The organism is Pseudomonas sp. 10S4 (assembly GCF_034344865.1).
In the GTDB taxonomy this organism is placed as follows: Bacteria; Pseudomonadota; Gammaproteobacteria; order Pseudomonadales; family Pseudomonadaceae; genus Aquipseudomonas.
Map to the genome: position 1 here is coordinate 475,148 of NZ_CP133774.1, position 19,307 is coordinate 494,454.

The 19,307-nt window shown below is 58.8% G+C and carries 17 protein-coding genes and 3 pseudogenes; 1 reads left to right on the top strand and 19 read right to left on the bottom strand.

From position 1 onward, the window contains the following. Positions 1–69: 69 nt before the first annotated feature. Positions 70–426, bottom strand: a complete 357-nt coding sequence (locus RHM58_RS02175; protein ID WP_201256475.1) for a hypothetical protein — start codon at positions 424–426, stop codon at positions 70–72. 395 nt (positions 427–821) lie between these two features. On the opposite strand from RHM58_RS02175, the gene leuA reads away from it, so the two are divergent. Beyond that, positions 822–2,504 (top strand): 2-isopropylmalate synthase, encoded by a 1,683-nt coding sequence (gene leuA, locus RHM58_RS02180; RefSeq protein ID WP_201206435.1) that lies wholly within the window; start codon positions 822–824, stop codon positions 2,502–2,504. Between the two features lie 158 nt (positions 2,505–2,662). Here the strand turns inward: leuA and RHM58_RS02185 are convergent, their stop codons facing one another. The 18 genes and pseudogenes from RHM58_RS02185 to RHM58_RS02270 all read right to left on the bottom strand — a co-directional run bounded on the left by RHM58_RS02185 (position 2,663) and on the right by RHM58_RS02270 (position 19,283). Further along, the gene (locus tag RHM58_RS02185; protein WP_201206438.1) at positions 2,663–3,454 is read right to left on the bottom strand and encodes an amidohydrolase; all 792 of its coding nucleotides are present in this window, start codon (positions 3,452–3,454) and stop codon (positions 2,663–2,665) included. After that, a complete protein-coding gene (locus RHM58_RS02190) occupies positions 3,442–4,590 on the bottom strand; it encodes a pyridoxal phosphate-dependent aminotransferase (protein ID WP_322269559.1) in 1,149 nt (382 codons plus the stop codon). The genes RHM58_RS02185 and RHM58_RS02190 overlap by 13 nt, the downstream gene beginning before the upstream one ends. A gap of 291 nt (positions 4,591–4,881) precedes the next feature. Beyond that, positions 4,882–6,352: pseudogene (der, locus tag RHM58_RS02195) on the bottom strand (ribosome biogenesis GTPase Der). Positions 6,353–6,492: 140 nt separating this feature from the next. Then, positions 6,493–7,644, bottom strand: coding sequence for an outer membrane protein assembly factor BamB (bamB, locus tag RHM58_RS02200; protein WP_201206444.1), 1,152 nt, complete (start codon positions 7,642–7,644; stop codon positions 6,493–6,495). After that, the gene (locus RHM58_RS02205) at positions 7,637–8,278 is read right to left on the bottom strand and encodes a tetratricopeptide repeat protein (RefSeq protein WP_201193725.1); all 642 of its coding nucleotides are present in this window, start codon (positions 8,276–8,278) and stop codon (positions 7,637–7,639) included. Before RHM58_RS02205 ends, bamB begins: the two co-directional genes overlap by 8 nt. Positions 8,279–8,318: 40 nt before the next feature. Beyond that, positions 8,319–9,607: pseudogene (gene hisS, locus RHM58_RS02210) on the bottom strand (histidine--tRNA ligase). A gap of 23 nt (positions 9,608–9,630) precedes the next feature. Continuing rightward, a complete protein-coding gene (ispG, locus tag RHM58_RS02215; RefSeq protein WP_133840204.1) occupies positions 9,631–10,740 on the bottom strand; it encodes a flavodoxin-dependent (E)-4-hydroxy-3-methylbut-2-enyl-diphosphate synthase in 1,110 nt (369 codons plus the stop codon). 3 nt (positions 10,741–10,743) lie between these two features. Next, complete coding sequence (locus RHM58_RS02220; RefSeq protein WP_201256476.1) at positions 10,744–11,775, bottom strand: RodZ domain-containing protein; 1,032 nt, start codon at positions 11,773–11,775, stop codon at positions 10,744–10,746. After that, positions 11,775–12,533 (bottom strand): type IV pilus biogenesis/stability protein PilW, encoded by a 759-nt coding sequence (pilW, locus tag RHM58_RS02225; RefSeq protein ID WP_322269562.1) that lies wholly within the window; start codon positions 12,531–12,533, stop codon positions 11,775–11,777. The genes RHM58_RS02220 and pilW overlap by 1 nt, the downstream gene beginning before the upstream one ends. Positions 12,534–12,545: 12 nt before the next feature. After that, positions 12,546–13,694, bottom strand: a complete 1,149-nt coding sequence (gene rlmN / locus RHM58_RS02230) for a 23S rRNA (adenine(2503)-C(2))-methyltransferase RlmN (protein WP_201206452.1) — start codon at positions 13,692–13,694, stop codon at positions 12,546–12,548. A 28-nt stretch (positions 13,695–13,722) separates the two neighbouring features. Further along, positions 13,723–14,148, bottom strand: coding sequence for a nucleoside-diphosphate kinase (gene ndk / locus RHM58_RS02235; RefSeq protein WP_007916882.1), 426 nt, complete (start codon positions 14,146–14,148; stop codon positions 13,723–13,725). Between the two features lie 88 nt (positions 14,149–14,236). Further along, the gene (gene iscX, locus RHM58_RS02240) at positions 14,237–14,437 is read right to left on the bottom strand and encodes a Fe-S cluster assembly protein IscX (RefSeq protein ID WP_201206454.1); all 201 of its coding nucleotides are present in this window, start codon (positions 14,435–14,437) and stop codon (positions 14,237–14,239) included. Positions 14,438–14,451: 14 nt separating this feature from the next. After that, positions 14,452–14,793 (bottom strand): ISC system 2Fe-2S type ferredoxin, encoded by a 342-nt coding sequence (fdx, locus tag RHM58_RS02245; RefSeq protein ID WP_133840209.1) that lies wholly within the window; start codon positions 14,791–14,793, stop codon positions 14,452–14,454. A 3-nt stretch (positions 14,794–14,796) separates the two neighbouring features. Next, entirely contained in the window at positions 14,797–16,659 is a 1,863-nt protein-coding gene (gene hscA / locus RHM58_RS02250) for a Fe-S protein assembly chaperone HscA (protein ID WP_201206456.1), read from the bottom strand. Positions 16,660–16,710: 51 nt separating this feature from the next. Next, positions 16,711–17,231, bottom strand: a pseudogene (gene hscB, locus RHM58_RS02255) (co-chaperone HscB). 8 nt (positions 17,232–17,239) lie between these two features. Continuing rightward, positions 17,240–17,563, bottom strand: a complete 324-nt coding sequence (gene iscA / locus RHM58_RS02260; protein ID WP_007903589.1) for an iron-sulfur cluster assembly protein IscA — start codon at positions 17,561–17,563, stop codon at positions 17,240–17,242. Positions 17,564–17,597: 34 nt separating this feature from the next. Continuing rightward, entirely contained in the window at positions 17,598–17,984 is a 387-nt protein-coding gene (gene iscU, locus RHM58_RS02265; protein ID WP_003443374.1) for a Fe-S cluster assembly scaffold IscU, read from the bottom strand. Between the two features lie 84 nt (positions 17,985–18,068). Next, entirely contained in the window at positions 18,069–19,283 is a 1,215-nt protein-coding gene (locus tag RHM58_RS02270) for an IscS subfamily cysteine desulfurase (protein ID WP_059403380.1), read from the bottom strand. Positions 19,284–19,307: the final 24 nt, after the last annotated feature.

A 19,307-nucleotide genomic window follows, 5' to 3' on the forward strand; every position in this document is an offset into this window, starting at 1 on the left:
ACATCCCGTATTCACACCGGTCAAATGTGGGAGCGGGCTTGCTCGCGAAGGCGGCATCACTGGCGCCGCTTATTCCGCCTCCAGGTCCTCAATCCCATGGACCTCCCTATGCGCCAGACACTCCTTGATCCAGGCCTGCGTCTCCTCCGAGAAGCCTGCTAATTCCTCAGGCGTGACCAACTCACGGGCACACAGCCCCAGCAAGTGAGAACTGGCCTCATGGCGCGAGAACCTGAAAACCCCAAACGCCCAGTACAACTCCTTTTGCCCGGCCTTCAGCAGTTCCTCGCTGGCCTCGATTCGATCATAGGGCGCCAGGCTTTTATCCAGCACCGTGCGCTCGACCTCCTCCATGATCCGAATGCACATTCGTTCATGGGCCACCGGACGCAGCGCGCTGTACAGCTTCCAATCAGACTCGTTCATTACCGACTCCTGCTTGCCAGTCGTCTTGTTGAGGCTTTAAGAATAGCTGTGCTTGTCAGGCCATCCGCACAAACTTTCAATTGCGCACCAGCCAAACCTCGCGCAAACATCAAAACAATCACGCCACATCACAGCAATAAAATCTCGCAAAACCCGGCTTTTCGGGTATTCCTCTCAATTTCTTTCGACTGCTTGCCAACCTTAACCCCGGCGGTTAGGGTTGAAGACATGAAAACCTCTCACACCCTCATTCAGCTTCGCCAGCACCGCAGCCTGTGCCTCGTCAGTGCACGACTGCCGGGCTGAATTGCGGTGCCTCGCCTTACACGTTTCCCCAAACACTTTTGATCCACCGGCAGGCCGCCTTTTTCGGCCCACACAATAAGGATTTCCCGATGAGCATGCTCAAAGACCCGTCTTCGAAATACCGCGCGTTCCCGACCATCGACATCCCGGACCGCACTTGGCCGTCGAAGACCATCACCGCCGCGCCGATCTGGTGCAGCTCGGACTTGCGCGACGGTAACCAGTCGCTGATCGAGCCAATGGACGCGGTCAAAAAGCTGCGTTTCTGGAAAACCCTGGTACAAGTCGGCGTGAAAGAAATCGAAGCGTCGTTCCCGGCGGCTTCGCAAACCGACTTCGACTTCGTGCGTACCCTGATCGAAGACGGCCACATCCCGGACGACACCACCATTCAGGTGCTGACCCAGGGCCGTGAAGACTTGATCGAGCGCACTTTCGAATCCCTGCGCGGCGCGAAGAAAGCCATCGTTCACCTGTACAACGCGACCTCCCCTTCTTTCCGTCGCATTGTCTTCAACCAGGACAAGGACGGGATCAAGGCCATCGCCGTGAACGCTGCCAAGCTGTTCGTCAAATACGCCGCCCAGCAGCCGGACACCGAGTGGACCTTCGAGTACTCGCCAGAAACCTTCAGCGCCACCGAGCTCGAGTTCGCCAAAGAAGTCTGCGACGCAGTCATTGAAGTCTGGAACCCGACGCCTGAGCACAAGGTGATCCTCAACCTGCCAGCCACCGTCGAATGCGCGACCCCGAACATCTACGCCGACCAGATCGAATGGTTCGGCCGTCACATCAACCGTCGTGACAGCGTGATCATCAGCCTGCACACCCACAACGACCGTGGCACTGGCGTGGCCGCCACCGAGCTGGGCCTGATGGCCGGCGCTGACCGTGTCGAAGGTTGCCTGTTCGGCAACGGCGAGCGCACCGGTAACGTCGACCTGGTCACCGTGGCGTTGAACCTCTACACCCAGGGCATTCACCCTGAGCTGGACTTCTCCGACATCGACGGCGTGCGCAAAGTCGTCGAAGAGTGCAACCAGATCCAGGTGCACCCACGTCACCCGTACGTTGGCGACCTGGTTCACACCGCGTTCTCCGGCTCCCACCAGGACGCCATCCGCAAGGGCTTCGCCCAGCAGAAACCGGACACCCTGTGGGAAGTGCCGTACTTGCCGATCGACCCGGCCGACATCGGCCGCAGCTACGAAGCGGTGATTCGCGTCAACAGCCAGTCGGGCAAGGGCGGTATCGCTTACCTGCTGGAACAGGAATACGGCATCAGCTTGCCGCGCCGCATGCAGATCGAGTTCAGCCAGGTGGTGCAGCGAGAAACCGATCGCCTCGGTCTGGAGATGACCGCCCAGCAAATTCACGCGCTGCTTCACAGCGAGTACTTGCAGGCCAACACCCCGTACGCACTGGTCAGCCATCGCTTGCAGGAAGAGAACGGCAACAGTTCGGTCGAAGTGGAAGTCTCTGGCAAGGGCCAGGGCGAAACCAACCTGCACTGGCGCGGCAAGGGCAACGGCGCCCTGGAAGCACTGGTGGCTGGCCTGCCGATCCCGGTGGAAATCATGGACTACAACGAACACGCCATCGGCGCGGGCACCAATGCCAAAGCTGCGGCCTACATTGAACTGCGGGTTGACGGTCAGCGTGCGGTGCACGGCGTAGGTATCGATGAAAACATCACCACCGCCAGCTTCAAGGCGCTGTTTAGCGCACTGAACCGCTCGCTGAGCCAGCCGGAAGCGAAAGAAGCGGCGTAAGCCTTCGCTGAAATGCAAAAGGCCCCAAGGTGAGAACCTTGGGGCCTTTTTGTTGATCGTTCCCACGCTCTGCGTGGGAATGCCTCAAGGGACGCTCCGCGTCCAGTGACGCGGAGCGTCACGGGCTACATTCCCACGCAGAGCGTGGGAACGATCGGTCAGGTGAACTCGAAGGTATCAGCATCCAGATTCGCTGGAAACCGCGTGCGGTAAGCCGCCAGTTCCGCCGCATTCAGCACCGCCTGAAACACGCCATCCGCTTCGCCTGCGCTGAGCAATGTCTCGCCCTGGAAATCCAGAACCTGACTGTCGCCGGTATACGCAAAGCCCTTGCCGTCAGTACCAATCCGGTTCACCGCCGCCACATAGCAGAGGTTCTCGATTGCCCGGGCCGGCAACAAACGGTTCCAGTGCTGACGCCGTGCACCCGGCCAGTTGGCGGTGTACAGCAGCAAGTCGGTGTCCTGAGCATCACGGCTCCAGACCGGGAAGCGCAGGTCGTAGCAGATCAGCGGCCGAATCCGCCAGCCCTTGAGTTCAAACTGCACTTGGCGCTCGCCAGGAGTGTAGTGGTTGTGTTCGCCGGCCATACGGAACAAGTGGCGCTTGTCGTAATGCAACACATCACCGTCCGGCCGCGCCCAAAGCAGGCGATTGCGGTGACTGCCATCAGCCGCCTGAACGATCACGCTACCGGTGATCACGGCATCGAGCTTCGCAGCCTGGACCTTCAGCCATTTAGTGGTCGGGCCGTTCTCCGCCTCGGCGAGGGTCTCGGATTGCATGGAGAACCCGGTGGTGAACATCTCCGGCAGGATGATCAGGTCCGCACCGCGGGCCTGTTCCAGCAACTGCTCGAAATGCTCCAGGTTGGCTTGGCGGTCATGCCAGGCCAGGGTGGTCTGGATCAGAGCGATGTTCAGGTTGGGCAGCGCACTCAGATCACGCATAGTTTTTCCGCTGCTTCACGTAGGGTCTCCTCGCGTTTGGCGAAGCACAGCCGCACCAGGCGCTGGCCGACCGGTGGGTTTTGGTAGAACACCGAAACCGGGATGCTCGCCACGCCGTGTTCGCGGGTCATCCACATGGCCATTTCGACGTCGTTGAGGTCCGGGCGAATCTGCGAATAATCGACCAACTGGAAATAGGTGCCGGTTACTCGAGTGAAGCTAAAACGCGATGGCGTCAGCAGATCGCAGAACAGATCGCGCTTGGCCTGATAGAAACCGGGCAATTCTTCGACGTGTTCCGGATGCTCGGCCATGTAATCGGCCAACGCATATTGCAGCGGTGTCACACCACAGAAACTGACGTACTGGTGGACCTTGCGCAGCTCCGCCGTGAGGGCCGGTGGTGCAACGACGTAGCCGGTTTTCCAACCAGTGACGTGGTAAGTCTTGCCGAACGAACTGACGACGAAGGCACGTTTATACAGTTCTTCGTGGGCCAGAACACTGACGTGGGGCACACCGTCGAACACCAGGTGTTCGTAGACCTCGTCGGTGATCACATAGATGTCACGGTCGCGGATAAGCGCTGCCAGTTGATCCAGCTCGGCGCGACTGATCAGCGCACCGCTCGGGTTGTGCGGGGTGTTGAGGATGATCATCCGCGTTCGCGGGCTCAGGGCCTCAGCGAGCTTCTGGAAGTCAATGGCGAAGTCTTTCAGACCCAACTGCACATGGACGCAACGGCCACCGGCCAACTCAACCGCCGGCTCGTAGCTGTCATAGGCTGGATCAAACACGATGACTTCATCGCCGCTGTGGATAACTGCCTGGATCGCGCAGAAGATCGCCTGGGTCGCGCCGGGGGTGACGGTCACTTCATGGTCGGCATCCACTTGGGCGCCATAGCTGCGGGCGATCTTCGCCGCAATCTGCTGCCGCAACACCGGCAGGCCGGTCATCGGCGAATACTGGTTGTGGCCGCTGGCGATATGCCGACCGACTGCATCACGCAGCGCCTGAGGACCGTCGAAATCGGGAAACCCCTGGGACAGGTTGATTGCCCCGGTTTGCGCCGCGAGTTGAGACATCTGAGTGAAGATAGTGATGCCGACATTCGGCAGCTTACTGGTGATCATCGGTGATTCCCTGCTCTACACCCGGCTCTAACGGCGGCGCGGGAGAGCCCGAGGATAGCCCAAACGGCGCCCATAAAAAAGGGTGCCAACAGGCGCCCCTCTTCTAAAACATTCATCGCATAACCTGTGGTGAGGGGGCTTGCCCCGTTGGGTCGCGAAGCGGCCCCCAAATCTGCAATCGAGGTGTAAGTGACTGAACACCTCGATCGATTTGCGACTGCTTCGCAGCCGAACGGGGGCAAGCCCCCTCACCACAACAAGCCCCACACATAAAGGGTGTGGAACCAGCAATCAACGCTTGTCGCGGCGCTTCTTGTCGGCTTTTTTGTGGTGCGACATCATGCGACGCTTCTTGTTGACCTGACGGTCGGTGAGCGAGTTCTTGTTGCCTTCGTACGGGTTCTCGCCGCCCTTGAACTCGATGCGGATCGGCGTACCGACCAGCTTCAAGACACGACGGTAAGTGTTTTCCAGGTAACGGACGTAAGACTTCGGCACCTTCTCGATCTGGTTACCGTGAATCACGATGATCGGCGGGTTCGCGCCACCCAAGTGGGCATAACGCAGCTTGATCCGACGGTTGTTGACCATCGGCGGCGCATGCTCGCCAACCGCATCTTCCAGAATCTGGGTCAGGCGGTTGGTCGGCCAGCGGGTAACCGCGGACTTGAACGAGTTCTGTACCGACGCGTAAAGGTTACCTACGCCAGTGCCGTGCAGGGCCGAGATGAAGTGGATGTCGGCGAAGTCGACGAAGAACAGACGACGTTGCAGCTCGACCTTCACGAAGTCGCGCTCGCTCGGCGTCATGCCGTCCCACTTGTTGATCGCAATAACCAGCGCACGACCCGCTTCGATGGCAAAGCCCAGCAGGTTGAGGTCGTGATCCACGACGCCTTCACGGGCGTCCATCACGAAGATCACCACGTTGGCGTCTTTGATCGCTTGCAGGGTTTTGACCACGGAGAATTTTTCAACTTCTTCGTGGATTTTGCCGCGCTTGCGCACACCGGCGGTGTCGATCAGCGTGTACTTCTCGTCGTTACGCTCGAACGGGATGTAGATACTGTCGCGGGTGGTGCCGGGTTCGTCATAAACGATTACCCGGTCTTCACCGAGCATGCGGTTGACGAGGGTCGACTTGCCGACGTTGGGTCGGCCGATGATGGCGATCTTGATCCCGTCTTTTTCGCTTGGACCAGGAATGCGCTTGGCTTCCTCGCCTTCAGCAACGATCTCTTCTTCGCCGTCTTCCGACTCTTCTTCGTCTTTCGGGAAAGTGCTGAGAGCAATTTCCAGCATCTGGGTGATGCCACGACCGTGGGCACCGGCGATTGGAATCGCGTGACCCATGCCCAACGGAGCGAACTCGGCGCGGGCCATTTCAGGGTCGATGTTGTCGACCTTGTTGGCAACCACGTAGGAACGCTTGTTACGTTTGCGCAAATGCTCGGCGATCATCTGGTCGGCGGCGGTGAAACCAGCCTTGGCATCTACCAGAAACAGAACGACATCGGCTTCTTCAATGGCCAGCAGCGACTGCTCGGCCATTTTTTCGTCCATACCGTGCTCGTCACCGGAGATACCGCCGGTGTCGACCAGAATGTAGGAACGCCCTTGCCACTTGGCCTCACCGTATTGGCGATCACGGGTCAGACCGGACAAGTCGCCGACGATGGCGTCACGAGTCCTGGTCAGGCGGTTGAACAAGGCTGGACTTGCCGACGTTCGGGCGGCCCACCAGGGCGATTACGGGAACCATGCGGCTCTCCACTTCGTTATTTCAGAAAATACAAAAGCCGCTGCGAGGCAGCGGCTGGTGCTCGGGGCAGCGCTTGGAAGCGCTGCGAGCCTTGCAGAACAAGGCCGCTTGGGGGTTAAACCCCAAGCATAGTCAAATCTTTACTTAATGGTCAGGGCTTCCAGTTTGCCACTGTTGCCATACACATAAATCGTGTCACCCACCACCAGCGGACGGGCGCGCAGGCCGTCGCTGTCGATGCGTTCGCGGCCGACGAAGCGACCGTCCACCTGGCTCAGCAGGTGCAGGTAGCCTTCCATGTCGCCGACTGCAACGTAGCTGGAGAACACTTCCGGAGCCGACAGTTGACGGCGAGCCAGCGAATCGTTGGTCCACAAGGCTGTGGTAGAACGTTCGTCGACGCCTTCAACGGTGCCCGAAGACAGGCTCACGTAAACGCTGCCGAAACCCTGGGCGACACCCGCATAGCTGGAAGCATCACGCTGCCAGAGCTGACGACCGCTTTCCAGGTCCAGTGCCGCAACGCGACCCTGGTAGCTGGCGACGTACAGTGTACCGCCGGAAAGCAGCAGACCACCGTCAATGTCGACCACGCGCTCCAGTTCCGAACGACCCTGTGGAATCGCAATCCGCTGTTCCCACACCGGCACGCCGTTGGTAATGTCGAGAGCGACCACTTTACCGGTCGACAGGCCAGCCACCGCGAGGCGGTTGGTGACGATTGGCGCACTGGTGCCGCGCAGGGTCAGGACCGCTGGCGTGCTGTCATACAACCAGCGCTGGGTACCGGTTGAAGCATCCAGGCCGATCAGACGATCGTCCTGAGTCTGAACCACCACAACGTCACCGTTGTTGGCGGGCGGTGCGAGAACTTCGCTGGAAACGCGAGCCTTCCACTTCTCTTCACCGTTGGTGGCGTCAAGGGCAACGATTTCGCCCTTGAGCGTACCGATCGTAACCAGACCATAACCTACGCCAACGGCGCCGGAGACAGGCAGGTCGAGCTTTTTCTTCCACTTCACGTCGCCAGTGTTGCGGTCCATCGCCACCACAACGCCTGTAACGTCGGCGGCATAGATGGTATCGCCATCGATCGCCGGCACCAGCATGTTGTAGGTTTCGCCCTGACCGTCACCGATCGAACGACTCCACTGCTTGTGCAGGACCACTTCCTCTTTGAAGTCGACCAGTTCGGCTGGCGGCAATTCTTTTTTGCTGTTGCTGCTGCAACCCGCGGCCAAAATGGCCAGAGCCAGCAATGCTGCATGTTTCCAACGGATCACGTCACGCATCCCCTTTGGCCAGGTCGTCCAGCTTGATTTGTAGGCCGCCGACTGCCGCTTCATCCGACAGTGCTGCCTTGGCTTTTTGATACGCCGTATTCGCTTCGTCAGTACGACCCAACTGCACCAGCAGGTCGCCCTTGAGTTCTTCGCGAGTGGCCAGGAACGACTTGTCGGCATCGCCTTCAAGCAGTTTCAGGGCGTCTTCGACCTTGTTCTGCGCCGCCAGCACCTGCGCCAGACGCTGACGGGCGATTTCGCCCAGCGCCGGGTTGGCCGGTTTGTCGGTAATGGCTTTCAGCTCGCTGGCTGCGTCGTCCAGCTTGCCGCTGTCGACCGCAACTTTCGCCACGAACAGGCTGCCGTATTGCGCATAAGCAGAACCGCCGAACTCGCTGTTGAGCTTGCCGGCCAGGTCCGCAACACGGGCTGCGTCAGGCTTGCCGTCAGGCGTCAGCGTGGTTTCCAGCAGTTGCTGATAGAGAATCGAGGCGCCTTGCGACTGATTGCTCTGATACTTGTGGAAGGCCTGCCAGCCGAACACGATGACCAGCGCCAACAGGCCGCCAGTGACCAGGGGCTTGCCGTTACGTGTCCACCAGTCCTTAAAATCCGCCAGTTGTTCGTCTTCGGTACTCGACACCCCAATACTCCTTAATCGCTAAATCGGCTGTTTGACAGCTTCAACCCTGCACGACGCAGGTGGCCAGGTGTGCAGCGAGCGCATCCCAGGCAATGCTTTGTTGTTCGCCCTGGCCACGCAGGGGTTTGAAACCTACCACTTGCTGGGCCATCTCGTCGTCACCAAGGATCAGCGCATACAGCGCACCGCTCTTGTCGGCTTTCTTGAACTGACTTTTGAAACTGCCGGCGCCGGCATTGACTTGCAGGCGCAGGTTGGGCAACTGGTCACGAACACGTTCACTCAAGGCCAGACCGGCCAACTCGGCAGCTTCACCGAAGGCGCAGAGGTAGACGTCGACCTGACGGGAGATTTCTTCCGGGATCTGCTCCAGGGTTTCCAGCAACAGCACCAGACGCTCGATGCCCATGGCGAAACCAACGCCCGGGGTCGGCTTGCCGCCCATTTGCTCGACCAGACCGTCGTAACGGCCACCGGCACACACGGTACCCTGGGCGCCCAACTTGTCGGTGACCCATTCGAAAACGGTCTTGCTGTAGTAGTCCAGCCCGCGAACCAGCTTCGGGTTGATCACGTAAGGAATGCCGGCAGTGTCGAGGCGAGCCTTTAGGCCCTCGAAGTGCACGCGGGATTCGTCGTCGAGGTAATCGGCCATTTTCGGCGCGTCGACCAATACCGCTTGAGTGTCGGCGTTCTTGGTGTCCAGAACCCGCAACGGGTTGGTTTTCAGACGGCGTTGGCTGTCTTCGTCGAGCTTGTCCAGGTGCGCCGAGAGGAACTCAACCAGGGCTTCGCGATAACGACCGCGGGATTCAGCAGTCCCCAGGCTGTTGAGTTCAAGCTTGACCGATCACGGATGCCCAGCTCGCCCCACAGACGCCAGGTCAGCACAATCAGCTCGGCATCGATGTCCGGACCATCCAGGTTGAAGACTTCGCAACCGATCTGGTGGAACTGGCGATAACGACCTTTCTGTGGACGTTCGTGGCGGAACATCGGGCCGATGTACCAGAGTTTCTGCACCTGGCCACCGCCGGTGATGCCGTGCTCGAGCACCGCACGCACACAGGCCGCCGTGCCTTCAGGGCGCAGGGTCAGGGAGTCGCCGTTGCGGTCGTCGAAGGTGTACATCTCTTTTTCGACGATGTCGGTCACTTCACCGATGGAGCGCTTGAACAGCTCGGTGAATTCGACGATCGGCATGCGGATCTGCTTGTAACCGTAGTTATCCAGCAGACGCGAGACAGTGCCCTCGAAATGACGCCACAGGGGAGTCTGCTCGGGCAGGATGTCGTTCATGCCACGAATGGCTTGCAGAGACTTGCTCACTATAAATCCTTAAATTCGTTCGATCAGCCGCGAGCGATTACAGCTGCGTCGGCCTCGACCTTTTCGGCCGCTTTCTGGCGGATCAAGCGTTCAAGCTCATCCACCAGATTATCATTCGTCAGTTTCTGCGCCGGCTTGCCGTCGATGTAAATCAGGTTTGGCGTGCCGCCAGTCAAGCCGATATGGGCTTCCTTGGCTTCGCCCGGCCCGTTGACCACACAACCGATGACCGCGACATCCAGCGGCACCAACAGATCTTCGAGGCGCCCCTCCAGCTCGTTCATGGTTTTGACCACATCGAAGTTCTGCCGCGAGCAGCTCGGGCAGGCGATGAAGTTGATACCACGGGAACGCAGGTGCAGGGATTTGAGAATGTCGTAGCCGACTTTCACTTCCTCGACCGGGTCAGCCGCCAACGAGATGCGAATAGTATCGCCAATCCCTTCGGCGAGCAGCATACCGAGGCCCACGGCGGATTTCACCGTGCCAGAGCGCAAACCGCCGGCTTCGGTGATACCCAAGTGCAGCGGCTGGACAATTTCCTTGGCCAGCAAGCGATAGGCGGCGACGGCCATGAACACGTCGGAAGCCTTCACGCTGACCTTGAAGTCCTTGAAATTCAGGCGTTCCAGGTGCTCGACGTGACGCAGGGCCGACTCGACCAGCGCGGCCGGGGTCGGCTCGCCGTATTTCTTTTGCAGGTCTTTTTCCAGGGAACCGGCGTTCACGCCGATGCGGATCGGGATCCCGCGGTCACGAGCGGCATCAACCACCGCACGCACGCGATCTTCACGACCGATGTTGCCCGGGTTGATGCGCAGGCAGTCAACGCCCAGTTCGGCTACGCGCAGAGCGATCTTGTAGTCGAAGTGGATGTCGGCAACCAACGGCACCTTGACCAGTTGCTTGATCTTGCCGAATGCCTCGGCAGCGTCCATGTCCGGCACCGAAATGCGCACGATATCGACGCCAGCGGCTTCCAGGCGATTGATCTGGGCCACGGTGGCGGCCACGTCATTGGTGTCGCTGTTGGTCATGCTCTGCACAGCGATAGGCGCATCGCCGCCAACAGGCACGTTACCGACCCAAATCTTGCGGGATTCGCGACGTTTGATTGGAGATTCGCCGTGCATGACTTATTGACCCAACTTCAGGCGAGCAGTCTCGCCACTGGTGAACGGAGCGACATCAACCACCTGACCGTTGTAGCTGACTTGCGCGCCACGGGCGAAGCCCAGACGTACGGCAAAGGGTGGCTTGCCGCTGACAGAAACGTTTTCGCCTTTGCGCTTGAGACCGCTTAACAGCACTTTGCCGCTGCCGTCAGTCACTTGCGTCCAGCAATCAGCGGTGAACAGCAGTTGAACCTGACCCTGGCCGGCCACTGGAGCCACAGGGGTGCCTGCGGCAGTCGCGGCGGGTGCAGCAACAACCGGAGCAGCCATGGCCGGCGCCGGAGCAACCGGTGCTGGAGCTACTGGAGTCGCAACGACAGGCGCAGCATTGTGAACCGGTGCCGCAGGCGTTACAGCCGGGGCTGCGAGTGCTGGAGCAGGCGTGGTCGGCTCTGCTTCGGTCGGTGCTTCAGCCGAGGTCTCGGCTTGCGGCAAGGCAAGCGTGGTCGCGCCTTCAGTCTGACCTTGCGCGACAGCCTGGTCTTCTGGCTCGTCCAGCGGATGGATCTGAGTGGTACCGTCGGCGCCTTCGACTTCAACGTGTTCCGGAGTCAGGCTGGCCAGGTCCTTGGTGCGCAGCGAGGTTTGATCCTGCCACCAGACAAAACCACCACCAATCACCGCGATCAGCAACAGCAGGCTGACAATTCGCAAAATGGTGTGGGAAACCCGAACCGGCTCTTCGATACGACCCAGGCTATGGACGTTGCTGCCCTGGGAGTCGGTGCCGGTGGATTGGTCGAATTGTTGGACCAGAACGGTCTGGTCCATGCCGAGCAATTTGGCGTAAGCGCGAATATAGCCGCGAGCAAAGGTATGCCCTGGCAGCTTGTCGAAAGCGCCGGATTCCAGATTACCCAGGGAATTAACGGTGAGGTTGAGCTTGAGGGCCACTTCGGCCAGCGACCAGCCATTGCTTTCGCGGGCCTGGCGCAAAGTCTCACCGGGGTTAACGCGATTCGCTGCTACAACTTCGGGATGCGCCGCTTTCATCATTGCTCCGACAGGTATTGCTGATATTCCGGCGTACCGGGATAGAGTCGTTTTAATTGCAGGCCAAAACTGGCGGCCTTGTCGCGATCTTCAAACACTTTTGCGAGCCGAACGCCGAGCAATAGACTACGTGCATTTTGCTCGGTGAGCAGGCTAAAACGGTCGTAATAGTCACGTGCGGGCACATAATGCCTGTCTTCGTAAGACAACTCAGCCATTTCCAGCAATGCGCGTGGTTGTTGACGGTTCAAACGCAGGGCTTTTTCCAGTTGCTGCTGGGCCAGATCACGCTGGCCAAGCTTGGAAGCGGTCATGCCCAGGTTTTCGTACACCCGAGAACGCTCAGGATACAGGGTATCGGCGGCGGCCTGCTCAAAGCGCTCGTACGCTTCCTTGTATCGTTTTTCTTCGTACAGAAAACTGCCGTAGTTGTTCAGGATACGTGCATCGGTGGGACGGGAAGACAGCGCTTTGCGAAAGTGCTGATCGGCCAGCTCCGGCTCCATCTCTGCCTGAAACACCAGACCCAGCGCCGCGTTGGCGTCAGGGTCCGAATTATCCAGGTCCAGCGCCTTTTTCAACGGCACTTTCGCCCGTTCGGTCATCCCTTGCTGCAAGTACCCCAGCCCCAGCTGCACGTAGGCGGCACGCGCTTCGTCGCGGCCCTTGCTGGTCTTCATCGGGTTGAAATCGCCCGACAGGACACAACCAGCACAGAGGCTGGCCAACAGCACAAGCAGCGCAAAGCGCAGGGACATAGAGATCCTCTCTTAATTATTGTTCGCGGCGTTCTGTGCCAAATCGTTCTCGGCGCTCAATTCACGCACCGCGATATAACGTTCGCTGCGACGGGTGCGATCCAGCACCTGCCCTACCAATTGGCCACACGCGGCATCGATGTCTTCACCACGCGTGGTGCGCACGGTGACGTTGTAGCCGGCATGGTGAAGCTGATCCTGAAAACGGCGAATGGCGTTGTTGCTTGGACGCTCATAGCCGGAATGCGGGAACGGGTTGAACGGAATCAGGTTGATCTTGCAGGGTACATTCTTGAGCAGTTCGATCATCTCGACGGCGTGCTCAACCTTGTCGTTGATGTCCTTGAGCATGGTGTACTCAATGGTCAACACACGCTTCTCGCCCAAGGTCGCCATGTAGCGCTGGCAAGACTCGAGCAGCATCTTAAGCGGATATTTCTTGTTGATCGGCACCAATTGGTTACGCAATGCGTCATTTGGTGCGTGCAGCGACAACGCCAGGGAAACGTCGATGTGCTTGGACAGCTCATCGATCATCGGCACCACGCCCGAAGTGGACAGGGTCACGCGGCGCTTGGAGATTCCGTAGCCCAGGTCATCCATCATCAGATGCATGGCAGCCACGACGTTGTCGAAGTTCAGCAGCGGCTCACCCATGCCCATCATCACCACGTTGGTGATGGCACGGTCGGCGGTTGCCGGGATGCTGCCGAACGATTTATTGGCAATCCACACTTGGCCGATGACTTCGGCGGCGGTGAGGTTGCTGTTGAAACCTTGCTTGCCGGTGGAGCAGAAACTGCAATCCAGGGCACAGCCTGCCTGGGACGAAACGCACAACGTGCCGCGTTTGCCCTGGGGAATGTAAACGGTCTCGACGCAGCTACCGGACGCCACGCGCACCACCCACTTACGGGTGCCGTCGGTGGAAATGTCCTCGCTGACCACTTCAGGACCGCGAACTTCAGCAATGACCTTGAGCTTGTCGCGCAAGGCTTTGCTGACGTTCGTCATGGCGTCGAAATCATCGACGCCAAGGTGGTGAATCCATTTCATTACCTGACCGGCACGGAAACGCTTCTCCCCGATTGAGTCGAAGAATTTTTCCATTTCCAGCTGAGTCAGACCCAGCAGGTTAGTTTTAACAGTCGATGTAGTCATGGATTCACCTTCACTCATAAGCCAATGCTTAGCGAGTGGTTACTTCAGTAGCTGCGAAGAAGTACGAGATTTCGCGAGCAGCAGCGGCTTCGGAGTCCGAACCGTGTACAGCGTTGGCGTCGATCGAATCAGCGAAGTCAGCGCGGATGGTGCCGGCAGCAGCTTCTTTAGGGTTGGTAGCGCCCATCAGCTCACGGTTCAGAGCGATAGCGTTTTCGCCTTCCAGAACCTGAACGACAACCGGACCGGAGATCATGAAAGCAACCAGGTCGCCGAAGAAACCACGAGCGCTGTGCTCAGCGTAGAAGCCTTCAGCTTCAGCTTTGGACAGTTGCTTCAGTTTCGAAGCTACAACGCGCAGGCCAGCTTTTTCGAAACGAGTGGTGATCTCGCCGATAACGTTTTTTGCAACAGCGTCAGGCTTGATGATGGAGAAAGTACGTTGAACAGCCATGGTGTAACTCCAGAAACGGTAATTTGTGAAAAATTAAACCCGCGAATTATACGCGGGTTCTTGGGTATTGCCTAACCTGCAGCGTGGCTCAGTCGCGTTCTTCGATCCAGTGGGCCTGAATGGCCTCCAGGACCTTCTCGCCACAGTGCTCAGGCTTGTCGTCGAACTCGGGCAATTCCATCACCCATTTGCGCAGATCGACGAAGTTGACCGACATAGGGTCCACTTCAGGCTTGCTTTCAGCCAACTGTATTGCGATTTCCAGCACATCAGTCCACTTGAGACTCATGACAGTTCCTTGAATCAGTGCGGCGCTTCGGCTGCATGGTTGAGCGAATACTTTGGAATCTCGACGGTCAGGTCTTCAGTCCCGACAATCGCCTGACAGCCTAGACGAGATTGCGGCTCCAGACCCCAGGCCCGATCAAGAAAGTCTTCTTCCAGCTCATCGGCTTCTTCGAGCGAGTTGAAACCTTCACGAATGATGCAGTGACAGGTGGTGCAGGCGCAAACGCCGCCACAGGCGCTTTCCATCTCGATGTGGTTGTCATGAGCCACTTCGAGAATGGACTTACCGGTTTCAGCCTCGACAACCATACCGTCCGGGCAATGCTCGGCGTGAGGCAGAAAAATGATCTGCGGCATCAGTTATTCCTCGATTTCATTCAGGTTGCGCCCCGCCAGAGCGGCTTTCACCGTCGAGTCCAGGCGGCGGGCAGCAAAGGCATCAGTCACTTGCGACAGACGCTTGGTCTGCTGCTCGATGGCGAAACCATCGGTGCCTTTCATCAGTTCGGTCAGTTCCTGCACTTGCATCTCGATGACCATGCGCTCGTCGGCGTCGAGCAGACGCTCGCCATCAACCTCGAGGGCGCCCTGCACCGCTTCGATCAGGCGCTGGGCATCAACTTGCTGCTCACGCAATACACGAGCGACTTTGTCGTCGTTGGCGTGCTGGAACGAATCTTTCAGCATCTTGGCGATTTCGCCGTCGGTCAGGCCGTAGGACGGCTTGACCTGAATACTGGCTTCGACGCCCGAGCCCAACTCACGCGCCGCAACGCTGAGCAGACCATCGGCATCGACCTGGAAGGTCACGCGAATCTTCGCCGCGCCAGCCACCATCGCCGGAATGCCGCGCAATTCGAAGCGCGCCAGGGAACGGCAATCGCTGATCAACTCACGCTCGCCCTGCAAGACGTGAATCGCCATGGCCGACTGGCCATCTTTGTATGTGGTGAAGTCCTGGGCGCGGGCGACGGGGATGGTGGTGTTGCGCGGAATCACCTTCTCCATCAGGCCGCCCATGGTTTCCAGCCCCAGGGACAATGGAATCACGTCGAGCAGCAGCAGCTCGCCGCCATCGCGCTTGTTGCCAGCCAAGGTATCGGCCTGGATCGCGGCACCAATGGCCACCACTTGATCCGGATCGATTTCGGTCAACGGCTGACGACCAAAGGCTTCAGCGACGGCGTCGCGAACGCGAGGTACGCGAGTAGAGCCGCCAACCATAACTACAGCGTGCACTTCTTCCAGCTCGATGCCGGAGTCACGCACTGCACGGCGACAGGCTTTCAGGCTGCGGGCAACCATCGGCTCGATCAGCGCATCGAAGGCTTCGCGGGTCAACTGGGCTTTCCAGTCGCCGTAAGCGACTTCAACAGTTGCGACCGTGGTCAGGGCTTCTTTGGCCGCACACGCGGTTTGCAGCAGATGGCGTTGCGCGCCCGGATCGAGGTCGGCGGACAAACCGGCGCGCTCAATGATCCAGCCAGCGATCGCGTGATCGAAGTCGTCGCCGCCCAAGGCGCTATCGCCACCAGTGGCCAACACTTCAAACACGCCGCCAGTCAGGCGCAGAATCGAAATATCGAATGTACCGCCGCCCAAGTCATAAATAGCGACCAGGCCTTCAGCATGCTGATCCAGACCATAAGCCACCGCAGCAGCGGTCGGCTCATTGAGCAAACGCAGCACGTTAAGACCAGCCAGCTTGGCCGCGTCCTTGGTGGCTTGACGCTGAGCATCATCGAAATAGGCCGGAACGGTGATCACCGCGCCCACCAGCTCACCGCCCAACGTCGACTCGGCGCGCTGACGCAGCACCTTGAGGATTTCGGCAGAGACTTCGACCGGACTTTTCGGACCTTGCACGGTGTCGATGAACGGCATGTGCGATTCGCCACCGACAAAGCGGTATGGCAATTGATCGCCCAATTGCTTGACGTCGGACAGACCACGACCCATCAAGCGCTTGACCGACAGCACGGTATTCAAGGGATCGGTAGCGGCAGCCAGTTTGGCGGATTCGCCAACTTCGACGCGGTCGGCGTGATAGCGCACGGCAGACGGCAGGATGACCTGCCCGTCAGCGTCGGCCAGAGGTTCGGAAAGACCACTGCGCAATGCAGCGACCAGCGAATTGGTAGTGCCCAAGTCGATCCCCACAGCCAGACGACGCTGGTGCGGTTGAGGACTTTGGCCGGGTTCGGCGATCTGCAGTAGGGCCATCGTAATCAGGACTTATCTGTATATCAGGCGTGCGACCGGAGCGGCACTGGGTTAATCGTCGAGGCGCTCTTCTAACTGGCGCACTTCGTAGGTGAGCTTGTCGAGGAACTGCATACGCCGCATCAGGCGTTCGGCCTGTTCACGTTGCGCTGCATCATCCCAACAGGCTGCGAAGCTTTCGTTCAGTTCATCCTGTGCAACCTTCAAGCGGCGCTTAAACACGGCAATGCCGGCCAGGTCGGCGCTGTCTTGCAGGTCTTCGAGCTCTTCGCGCCATTGCATCTGTTGCAGAAGAAACTCCGGATCATGCACCGTGACCTCCAGCGGCAACTCGCGACCACCCATGGCGAGCAGATAACGCGCGCGTTTCGGGGGCTTTTGAGCGTCTGGTAAGCCTCGTTGAGGTTCGCGGATTGCTCGAGCGCCAGCCGCTGCTCGCGCTCGGGAGCGTCGGCAAAGCGGTCCGGATGAACACCGCGCGCCAACTCACGATAGCGCGTGGCCAACTGTTCGAGATCCAGACGGAAGCTCGGCTGCAGTTCAAATAAAGCGTAATGACAAGGAATACCCACGCGCAGCCTCAGATGTTGAAGCTTTCGCCGCAGCCACATTCACCGCGTACGTTGGGATTGTTGAACTTGAAGCCTTCGTTCAACCCTTCCTTGACGAAATCGAGCTCGGTGCCGTCCAGGTATGCCAGGCTTTTCGGGTCGATGATCACTTTCTCGCCGTGACTTTCGAACACCTGATCCTCTGCAACCACCTCGTCGACGAACTCCAGCACGTAGGCAAGGCCGGAACAGCCTGTGGTGCGAACACCCAGACGAATCCCTTCACCTTTGCCGCGCCCGTTGAGGGAGCGTCGCACGTGTTGAGCTGCCGCTTCTGTCATGCTGATAGCCATCGGTGACTCCTTACTCGTCGCCAATACTTGAAAGTCAGATCAAGCCTTTCTTCTGCTTGTAGTCGCGAACGGCCGCTTTGATAGCGTCTTCAGCAAGTACGGAGCAGTGAATTTTCACTGGCGGCAGGGCCAGTTCTTCAGCCAGCTGAGTGTTCTTGATGGTCTCTGCTTCATCCAGAGTCTTGCCTTTCATCCACTCGGTGGCCAGGGAGCTGGACGCGATAGCGGAACCGCAACCATAGGTCTTGAACTTGGCGTCTTCGATGATGCCTTGCTCGTTAACCTTGATCTGCAGACGCATCACGTCGCCGCACGCCGGAGCGCCGACCATGCCAGTGCCGACATCCGGGTCTTCCGCGTCCATCTTGCCGACGTTGCGCGGGTTCTCGTAGTGGTCGATGACCTTTTCGCTGTAAGCCATGATTCTTAATCCTCACTCATCAGAGAGTCGCTCTTGAGCCCTGCACACTTAAGTATTGCAGGGCCGGTTTGCGGCGACTTGAAATCAGTGTGCCGCCCACTCGATTTTCGAAATGTCGACACCGTCTTTGTACATGTCCCACAGCGGCGACAAAGTGCGCAGCTTGGTAACGGCCTCGCAGACTTTCTGCGCGGCGTAGTCGATTTCTTCTTCGGTGGTGAAACGGCCGAAGGTGAAGCGAATCGAGCTGTGTGCCAGTTCGTCGTTGCGGCCCAGGGCGCGCAGTACGTACGAAGGCTCAAGGGAGGCCGAGGTGCAGGCCGAACCGGACGAAACCGCCAGATCCTTGAGGGCCATGATCAGCGACTCGCCTTCAACGTAGTTGAAGCTCAGGTTCAGGTTGTGCGGTACGCGGGCGGTCATGCTGCCGTTGATGTACAGCTCTTCCAGGCCTTCGACCTGCTTGAAGAAGCGGTCGCTCAGGGCTTTGATGCGCACGTTCTCGGCAGCCATGTCTTCCTTGGCTACACGGAAGGCTTCACCCATGCCGACGATCTGGTGAGTCGCCAGGGTGCCGGAACGCATGCCACGTTCGTGACCGCCGCCATGCATGGTCGCTTCGATGCGAACACGCGGCTTGCGGCTGACGTACAGCGCGCCGATGCCTTTAGGGCCGTAGGTTTTGTGGGCAGAGAACGACATCATGTCGACTTTCAGCTTCGACAGGTCGATATCAACCTTGCCGGTGGACTGAGCCGCGTCAACGTGGAACAGAATGCCCTTGGAGCGGGTCAGTTCGCCGATGGCTGCGATGTCGTTGATGGTGCCGATTTCGTTGTTCACGTGCATGACCGAAACCAGGATGGTGTCGTCACGCAGTGCTGCTTCGATCATTGCAGGCGTTACCAGACCATCAGTCTGAGGCTCGAGGTAGGTCACTTCGAAGCCTTCACGCTCCAGTTGGCGCATGGTGTCGAGGACAGCCTTGTGCTCAATCTTGGTGGTGATCAGGTGTTTGCCTTTGGTCGCATAGAAATGCGCCGCACCCTTGATTGCCAGGTTGTCGGATTCGGTGGCACCAGAGGTCCAGACGATTTCACGCGGGTCGGCGTTGACCAGATCTGCGACCTGACGACGGGCGTTTTCGACGGACTCTTCAGCTTTCCAGCCGAACACATGGGAACGGGACGCCGGGTTACCGAAGTTTCCGTCGACCAGCAGGCATTCACTCATCTTTTGCGCGACACGCGGATCAACCGGGGTGGTCGCAGAGTAATCAAGGTAAATCGGCAATTTCATGGACTATCTCCTAAATCAGGCTGG